General features: G+C 61.7%; 10 protein-coding genes and 2 pseudogenes. 9 read left to right on the top strand and 3 right to left on the bottom strand.

All coding sequences use genetic code 11. The annotated features are described in order from the left end of the window. Positions 1-18 precede the first annotated feature (18 nt). The 3 genes from IVB32_RS13020 to IVB32_RS13030 all read right to left on the bottom strand — a co-directional run bounded on the left by IVB32_RS13020 (position 19) and on the right by IVB32_RS13030 (position 2,779). The gene (locus IVB32_RS13020) at positions 19-1,176 is read right to left on the bottom strand and encodes a pyridoxal-phosphate dependent enzyme (RefSeq protein WP_247410523.1); all 1,158 of its coding nucleotides are present in this window, start codon (positions 1,174-1,176) and stop codon (positions 19-21) included. A gap of 399 nt (positions 1,177-1,575) precedes the next feature. Continuing rightward, positions 1,576-2,076 (bottom strand): hypothetical protein, encoded by a 501-nt coding sequence (locus IVB32_RS13025; RefSeq protein WP_247410526.1) that lies wholly within the window; start codon positions 2,074-2,076, stop codon positions 1,576-1,578. Between the two features lie 169 nt (positions 2,077-2,245). Next, a complete protein-coding gene (locus IVB32_RS13030; RefSeq protein WP_247410528.1) occupies positions 2,246-2,779 on the bottom strand; it encodes a hypothetical protein in 534 nt (177 codons plus the stop codon). A gap of 441 nt (positions 2,780-3,220) precedes the next feature. On the opposite strand from IVB32_RS13030, the gene IVB32_RS13035 reads away from it, so the two are divergent. From IVB32_RS13035 to bioD, 9 genes and pseudogenes are all read left to right on the top strand, one after another. Beyond that, positions 3,221-3,526 carry a hypothetical protein gene (locus tag IVB32_RS13035; protein ID WP_247410534.1) on the top strand — a complete coding sequence of 102 codons (306 nt, stop codon included), beginning with the start codon at positions 3,221-3,223 and terminating at the stop codon, positions 3,524-3,526. Beyond that, positions 3,526-3,648, top strand: coding sequence for a hypothetical protein (locus tag IVB32_RS42775; protein WP_256466576.1), 123 nt, complete (start codon positions 3,526-3,528; stop codon positions 3,646-3,648). Before IVB32_RS13035 ends, IVB32_RS42775 begins: the two co-directional genes overlap by 1 nt. 237 nt (positions 3,649-3,885) lie before the next feature. Continuing rightward, a pseudogene (locus IVB32_RS13040) lies at positions 3,886-4,362 on the top strand (hydrogenase small subunit); the annotation flags it as partial. A 386-nt stretch (positions 4,363-4,748) separates the two neighbouring features. Continuing rightward, positions 4,749-4,961, top strand: coding sequence for a hypothetical protein (locus IVB32_RS13045; protein ID WP_247410530.1), 213 nt, complete (start codon positions 4,749-4,751; stop codon positions 4,959-4,961). Further along, positions 4,958-5,134 carry a hypothetical protein gene (locus IVB32_RS13050; RefSeq protein WP_247410531.1) on the top strand — a complete coding sequence of 59 codons (177 nt, stop codon included), beginning with the start codon at positions 4,958-4,960 and terminating at the stop codon, positions 5,132-5,134. The genes IVB32_RS13045 and IVB32_RS13050 overlap by 4 nt, the downstream gene beginning before the upstream one ends. Positions 5,135-5,158: 24 nt before the next feature. After that, positions 5,159-5,827, top strand: a complete 669-nt coding sequence (locus IVB32_RS13055; protein WP_247410532.1) for an enoyl-CoA hydratase/isomerase family protein — start codon at positions 5,159-5,161, stop codon at positions 5,825-5,827. 157 nt (positions 5,828-5,984) lie between these two features. Beyond that, positions 5,985-6,584, top strand: a pseudogene (locus tag IVB32_RS13060) (aminotransferase class I/II-fold pyridoxal phosphate-dependent enzyme); the annotation flags it as partial. Next, on the top strand, positions 6,571-6,828 hold the full coding sequence (locus IVB32_RS13065; protein WP_247377613.1) for a hypothetical protein: 258 nt from the start codon (positions 6,571-6,573) through the stop codon (positions 6,826-6,828). The pseudogene IVB32_RS13060 and the gene IVB32_RS13065, both read left to right, overlap by 14 nt. Before the next feature lie 166 nt (positions 6,829-6,994). Further along, a complete protein-coding gene (bioD, locus tag IVB32_RS13070; RefSeq protein ID WP_247410533.1) occupies positions 6,995-7,627 on the top strand; it encodes a dethiobiotin synthase in 633 nt (210 codons plus the stop codon). The last annotated feature ends 313 nt before the right edge of the window (positions 7,628-7,940 follow it).

Consider the following 7,940-nt stretch of genomic DNA (forward strand, 5'->3'; position numbering starts at 1 on the left):
GAGCGAAGATTGCGGTGCTCACGTTCGGTCCTCCCAGGCGCGTTCGGTGAGGAGGACGAGAATGCGGCTCAACCGGTCGAATCCGAGATCCCTTGTATGGCTCGGGTCTGCGAGGGCAGCCATGGCACCCGCCAGGCCCGCCGCACCGGACGGCGTGGTGGCAAGGCCATCGTGGGCGGAGAGTACGCGGACAGCATCCACCAATTCCGCCTCGGGCACGGTGATGGCGCGAGCGCCGTGACGCCTGAGCACCGCAACGGCGGCCGCACTCGCCTGGCCGCAGGAGAGCATCTCCGCGGATGTTCGGAGATCGCCCATCACCCGAATCGGGCGACCGGCCGCGAGCGCGGGCGCGAGACACGCTGCGGTTTCCGGCTCGACCGTCACGATGCAGCCCGGAGATGCCAGCCAGCCCGAGAGGCCCTCGGCGATGGCAGCGGCGAGTCCGCCGACCCCAGCTTGTATAAAGACGTGTGTCGGACGCCCAAGGCCGGCGAAATCCACCTGATCACGGATTTCCGCCGCCGTGACGCCGTACCCCGCCATGACGTCGCAAACGATGGGGTCATTCGGATCGTCGGTCGTGTCGGCGACAAGAATGCCGGCGCCTTGGCAGGCCGCGGCTGCGGCCGCATCAACTGCATTGTCGTAGGTGCCCGGCACCCATACGATCTCGGCACCCTGATTCTCGATGCGGCGCGCGCGCGCTTTCGGCACGCCCTCGTGCAGGAACACGCGGGCAGGCGCCCCGGCAAAGCGCGCGGCGGCAGCTACCGCGAGCCCGTGATTGCCGTCACTGGCGCAGACCAGGGTCGGCTGCCCCTTAGGTCGGGCCGCGAGAAGGTCGGCCAACTGCATGCGCGAGGCCCGGACGAGCGCGCGCAGCCCGGCATAGGTGCCACCAAGCGACTTGAAACTGCCGAGCATGCGGCGGCCCTCATCTTTCGCTAGCACCTGCGCCACTCCGAGCCGCTCCGCAAGCGCCGGAAGGTTCAGGAGTGGCGTCGGCGCGTATCCGGGATCGAGGCGGCCAAGCTCGGCTGCGATCGCATTGACTGGTGAAGAGGAGGTGCTGTTCATGCGTTGATCTTGCCCGCTACAGGTGACGGCTGCTGCTGGACCGTTGCACAGCAACTGTTTGCGTCGATCATAATCAGCTGTATTTGCGAGCACCACCCTCGACGACTTCGATCGCGCGCTTTTCGCGGAGGCCCCTTTCGCGCTCGAGTCCGCCTACGCCTTAAATTGCGCATTTGCGCAATGATCTGAGAGGTTATCGGCAGGAAGTCTCTTGGAGCCGTAAGAAGTTTGCGAGCAGCATGTGCCCTCGTTGCGTAAGTATCGCGATCTTGCTGTACTATCCTATCGGGACCTTGCCTCGGACTTCACAATCCAGCCTTGGATCCATCACACTCACAGCTGCATGAGGTGCTCGTCAATGTCTGCATGAACCTGTGACCTATATGCCCCGAAGCAAATGCGTTAACCTCAACAACGTGGGACGCTTGGTGAGCCACAACCGCAATACAAGCAATCGCGACAGCGCGGGGTATATCCGGATCTCGCGTGACCAAATCACGTGTCCCCGATATGGCGACGCCGGTGGTGGTGTAGCTCGGCAGAGCAAAGCCCTCCGGACGCGCGCACCTGATCGACGAACCACATCCGCGCTTGCGCAACGGTATGGTCGACATTGCAAGGGGCTCTGCCATTACCGGCTGCAATGTCAAAGATCACCGGAGCTTGATCTGCCCCCGTGCCGCGCCGCCACAGCCGCACCGTGTGCGCATAGCCAGGTGTCGTCGCCATATCCCGCCCATAAGAGCTCGACAGCACCACCGTACCGAGATCAACCCATTCAGCGTCGCGGCTCGGCTTCCGGCAACACGAAGCTATCGCGAGCGACCGCTTTCCCGTCGACGTTGAACTCACGGAAGGTGACAGCATCGCTGGCGCGCCGGCAGGCTCAGCACTCCTGCGTCCATGAGCCCCGGGCAGCGAGGCCGTCGCATTCAGAAGCCGGTCTTCACCCTCGCTGATGCCGAGCTGGCCGATGTCGAGCAGAATGTCCCACAAGGCGGCGCGCGAATTCTTCCAGAGTGGTTCGTCGCCAGAGGCCGCGCGGACTGTTGGCGCACTTCCAGAGATTGTAGAGATAGCCGCCGGGCGGCTAATATAAGGTATATTGTCTGATCAACCATAAATCGAGGCCAGCGCGTCCCGCTCCCGCTCGAATGCCGCTCCGTCAAACGTCTGCAAGGTCTTGTAATTCTCCCGGTTGATAAATCTCAGCGCCTGCGCGCTTTCGATCTGTTCCAATCACAATATGGATCATCGTCTGGAGCCGAGAACGAGGGCTTTCCAGCCCGCCACTTTGTCTTCGCTCTTGCTTTGGTTGCAGTTCACTACCTCCAGTCCTGGCATTTAGGCGCACCGTGGGTCTGGCATCCGCGGTGAAGCGCCGTCTCTCGTAAGTTTCTACGACCTGACGAGACGTGAGATGCAAGGCCAGTCCTTGGCGGATGTCGCACGGCATCACAGCTTTAGTGCTGATGACAATACGCCCGCGGTTGGAGCGATCCCAGCGAAGCTCGACTGAAGGATTGCGGCGATGGCCCTCACGACGCAGCCCGACGCGGGCGCCATTCTGCGGTGCTGCTCTGTTCGCGGATATCACGTCGCAGAACCAGCCGACGTTTCGAGCGAACAGTACTTGGGCTCCTTCGCCTGCGTGATCGAGGCGATCGTTTCCGTCATCAAAGTCTGGTCCTCCCTGCATGTGCACTCCGGTATTCGGCAAATGTGTGTTGTGTTCGATTCCGACGCGGCCGTGTTTCAATGCACGTTTGTCGCGAAAACGACATTCCCGAGCCGAGGCAGTGGCGGTTTACAGAGCGGAAGGAAGTTCTGTCTTAATTTATATGCGATACGTTTAGCGTCGCGTGGGTGGCCGCTATTGGGTCACTCGGACGCCATGGTGAACGAACCTCCATCACGTCAGCGAAAAGCGTATCGCCAACCGTGCTACGGTGACGCCAGAAAGCCCGACCTTCAAGTTCAAATTTATCAATTGGCGCGTTGCGGGCTCCCCGTGCGACTACCACCTTTCACATCCGTAAGATTGGTTGTCTTTCCAACATCGCGCATACGCGCCAGATGAGCAGGTCATCGAGGGGCGTCCGCCCCCGAGGCGCTCGCGCTGGCGCCGCGGATCTGCGGCATCTGCTCGGTCTCGCAGTCGGTCGCCGCGGCTGCCGCTCTTCGCGATGCGATGGCGGCCGAGGTCGCGCCGAACGGGATACTCGTCACCAATCCCGCGCATGCGGCGGAGAATGCCGCCGATCATCTCATGCACTTCTACATCTTCTTCATGCCGGACTTCGCTCGCGAGGTCTGTGCCGCGCATGCACTACGAGACACGGGACCGTTTCGCAGCGACGCGCGGCACTGCGGCACGCGATGTCTTGCCGGGGCGGGCGCGGCCGCTCGAACCCATGGGTACCTTCGCCGGGAAGTGGCTGCATAGTGTGGCCTTCTAGCCGGCCGATGACGGCGGCCCGCTGGAAGGCGCTGATCGGCACCGATCTCGGCGACGCCGGCGCACGCTCGGTTGCCATCCAGCACGTCGTGCGCTCGTTCGATCCCTGAGTGTGCGCCGCGCATTGAGTGGTCTCTCGCGCGGGGGCGGAAACTTCGTTGTCGCCTGAAATCGAATTGTTTCCGCTTTTCTCGGTCGCGGCATGCGCGCGCACCGCAATTCGAGCAATTCAAATCTGCGACAATTTGGTATCACTCTACTCTACTTTCCTTACCTCTTCCAGCGCTTGGCCTGCTTCTTGCTGTCCTTGGCGTTATAGAGAAGTCAAAGCCGAGGCGAGAGGACTCATGGGCGCGGCGACGGAAACGTTTTACAGCGTGATCAGGCGACAAGGTATCACCCGTCGGAGCTTTCACAAATTTTGTAGCCTGACCGCGACGAGTCTCGGACTCGGGCCGCTGGCGGCGAGCCGCATCGCGAACGCGCTCGAGACCAAGCCGCGCGTGCCGGTGATCTGGATGCACGGCCTCGAATGCACCTGCTGTTCCGAGAGCTTCATTCGTTCCGCGCATCCGCTGGTGAAGGATGCCGTGCTCTCGATGATCTCGCTCGACTATGACGACACCATCATGGCGGCCGCAGGCCACCAGGCGGAGGCGATCCTCGAAGAGACCCGCGCCAAGCACAAAGGGCAATATATTCTCGCGGTGGAAGGCAATCCGCCGCTGAACGAAGGCGGCATGTTCTGCATCGACGGCGGCAAGCCGTTCGTCGAGAAGCTGAAGATGATGGCGGAGGATGCGATGGCGATCATCGCCTGGGGCGGCGATCCCGGACGATGTCTGGCGTGCGTGCGTTGCCTGATCGTGCACCCCGGCCCGCCCGGTGACCGCCGTCCTGCGGCTCTCGACTGGGCCATTCTCGAGGGCGTCGCGGAGTGGGGTGTCACGGTGCTGCAGGCGGATGGCGAATTCACCGCCGGTCCAATCTGGGTCCATCGCACGTTCCCGATGCGGCGTGCCGCGAAGTCCAGCATCTACCGCAACGAGGTCACCCCCTACGCTGAGGCGGTGCTCGAGGCCATTGCCGCGATCGAGGCCGGGCACGAGGCGCCCGCGCCAATGGCGAGCGACGATCCGCGCATTCGCGTGCGGGGCCCTGCCGGCAAGCGGATCGCGCGATCGACTGGGAGCACGACACAACCGTCGAGGTGCTTCGCAAGATCGACAGCGCCGACGGCATGCCCGGCCTGACCGACAGTCTGTTCTGGCAGCACGTCCGGCTGTTCGATGCGCATGAGGCCCATGACATCTCCAGCGTACCCGGCACCGTGGTGGCGCAGTGCGACGGCGCGCTGGCCCGGGCCACCGCCGACGGCGCGGTCTGGATCGGCCACGTCGGAGTGTCGCGCCGAAGAGCTTGAAACTTGCGGCGGCGAAGATCTTCGCGTCGGAAGCCGCGCATCTGCCGCACAGGCCAGGATGCGGCTACGGTCCGATCGAATATCGCGAGTATTGCGAGGTTAGCGAGCTGCAATTCCACTTCTACAACGGCGCCATGAGCTCCGACAACTGCAAGGCACTGCTCAACGCTTGAACCGCGCTTGCGCGCGCAACCAAGGTGCTGCTGCTGACCGGCGGCCGTGATTATTGGTCGAACGGCGTCCATCTTGCCGAGATCGAGGCCGCCGACAGCGCGGCGGATGAGTCCTGGCGCAACATCACTGCCATCGACGATCTTGCGCGGGCCATCATCGAGACCACCGATCGGCTGGTTGTTTCCGTCGTTCGCGGCAATCCCGGCGCAGGCGGTGTGTTCCTCAGCCTCGCCGCCGACGAGGTCTGGGCCAGCGATCGGATCGTGCTCAATCCGCATTACAAGAACATGGGCAATCTCTACGGTTCGGAATACTGGACTTATCTTCTGCCGCGCCGCGCGGGTGCCGCGAATGCGGCCATGATCACTCAATGCCGGCTGCCGATGGGCATGGTTGAGGCCGGACGCCTCGGCATCGTCGATCGCGTGCTGACGGCCAGGGGCGCCGCAACGGACGATCTCGTGAAGCTCGCGGCCGCGCTTGCATCGGATCCCGACTATGCCGCGCGCCTCGTCGACAAGCGAAGGCGCCGCGCCGCGGACGAAGCCGAGAAGCCGCTCGAGGCGTACCGCAACGAGGAGCTGAGCCGCATGCGGCTCAACTTCTACGGCTTCGATCCAAGCTACCACGTGGCGCGTTACAATTTCATTCACAAGGTCCCCGAAGTCGCGTACGCCGCTGACCATCGCTAATCACCGGTCGCAGCGTGAGCGCGCGCGACCTACCTGCATGGCGGCGCGATTATGCGCATGCCAGGAAACGTAGGACACGTGCCAGGAGACGTCAAAGGAACCATTCTCGTCGTCGTCAACGAGAGTCACTCGCAGGATGCTCTGCGGCGCGTCCGCGTGGATCGTGGTCGAAAGTCTCTATAGCATGGATCGCGATTTCGCGCCGCTCGAAGACCTTGTCGCAATCGCGGACCGACCCGATGCATTCCTGATCGTGGATGAGGCGCATACAGCCGTCTACGGTGAGCAAGGGCGGGAGCTAACCGCGCCTTGTGAGGGGCGCGAAAACCTTCTGGTCGTTCACACCTGTGGCAAGGCGCTCGGTGCCGCCGGCGCGCTTGTCACTGCATCCGGTGTGTTGCGCAATTTAATGGTCAATCGCTGTCCTCCATTCATCTTCGCCACCGCACCCTCGTCCTTGATGGCCATCGCCGTGCGGGCAGCGAGATCGATCCTGCAGGAGGAGTCCGAGCGTCAGTGGCTGGCAAAGTCCTTCGGGCTCGCAGATTGTGCCCTGTTTCGTTGGCGACAATGCGCGCGCAATGCGGCTTGCCTCTGCACTGCAGGCTCGTGGCTTCGATATCTGCTCAATCCGGCCGCCAACGGTGCCAGTCCGCACGCTTGTCTACGAATTTCACTGACGCGCAACGTCGCCGAGGAGGATGTGCTTGCAATGCCTGATGCTCTGAGCGAGGAGACGACAAATGAGGCTCAATGAGCCAGCAGATCTGTTGGCCGTTACGGATAGCAAAGTCCGAAGATCGGTTTTTTCCGCAGTGTCGGTCGATCTCATGCGCGCGCAATTGCAACCTTTCAGCTTGGCCGCGAAGGAGAGACCGGCGAGCTCGTCGCACGGCTGGGCGATCCCTAGCTTTGATCCTTCCAAACCTCAGATCGCCTCGCGTGCTTTGCTTGACGAAACTCGAGATCCGCCTCGCATGAAAAGCTTTGTATTCGACTGATCGGGCGCCGCAATTCGGCAACAAGCGGCCAACAATTAGGTAAATTAGGCTGATAGCTCAGGCAATAAAGAGCGGGAATTTGGATACGATCCGTCGATTAGGCTGGAGCAAAATGACAGCATTCAATGCTCGATGCGCTCACTGAGAAGACGAGAGGAGGCGCTCGATGAGCCAGCAGATCGTGGTGACCGGTACGGGTACTGGAATCGGAAAAACGGTGTTTTCCGCGGGGCTCGCCAATCTCCTCGGAGCCAACTACTGGAAGCCGATTCAGGCCGGCCTCGAAGGAGAGACCGATACTCAGATCGTCGCACGACTGGGTGGTCTGTCGGCCGATCGCATCGTGCCTGAGCGCTACCGCCTGACAACGCCTGCTTCGCCCAATCATTCCGCGGAACTTGACGGAGTTCGCATCGACGCGGACTCGCTCAATGTGCCGGACGCTGCGGATCGTCCGCTCGTGATCGAGGGCGCCGGCGGGCTACTGGTGCCGCTGAGTAGCGATACGCTCTACATTGATGTCTTTGAGCGATGGCGGCTACCAGTCGTTCTCTGTGCGAGCACAGCGCTTGGCACCATCAATCACACACTGCTCTCGATAGAGGCGCTGCGAAAACGCGACATCGGCATCCTTGGGATTGCCTTCATTGGCGAAAAAAATGCTGAGGCGCAGATTGCTATTCGCGAGATTGGGCGGGCGCGTTGGCTCGGGCGATTGCCCTGGCTTTCTTCCCTAACCACGGAGACGCTGCAGACCGCGTTCAAAGCGTCATTCCGCTGCGATGATTTCATACAATAATCGCCGGTGGCAATCTCACCCATCTTGCCTCTGTCTCATCGAACGCAGACGGGAGCTCCCAATGAGGGATTCGATCTGCTCCGCATGCTTTTCTGACGAAGCAGCCGCTTCGGCTTCGCCAAAGCAGCCTTTTAATCGACATCTCACCGACCTCATAGCCAGGGGATATCGGATCTCGCCAGTAAAAAAGGACTGACGCACCCTGCGCCAGGCTGTGATTTTCAAACTAGCTAGGGTTCAGACTCAATTGATCCAATAAGCGACGAGAGCGGCGAGGTGGACGGCGGCCAAGAAGTTTCTGGCAAGTTTGTCG

The sequence above is a fragment of the Bradyrhizobium sp. 23 genome (genome assembly GCF_023073295.1).
In the GTDB taxonomy this organism is placed as follows: Bacteria; Pseudomonadota; Alphaproteobacteria; order Rhizobiales; family Xanthobacteraceae; genus Bradyrhizobium; species Bradyrhizobium canariense_D.

Excerpts from the sequence above, each read along its gene's own strand:
- bioD (WP_247410533.1), top strand. The coding sequence starts at position 6,995 with ATGAGCCAGCAGATCGTGGTGACCGGTACGGGTACTGGAATCGGAAAA.
- IVB32_RS13065 (WP_247377613.1), top strand. The coding sequence starts at position 6,571 with ATGAGGCTCAATGAGCCAGCAGATCTGTTGGCCGTTACGGATAGCAAA.
- IVB32_RS13030 (WP_247410528.1), bottom strand. The coding sequence starts at position 2,779 with ATGCAGGGAGGACCAGACTTTGATGACGGAAACGATCGCCTCGATCAC.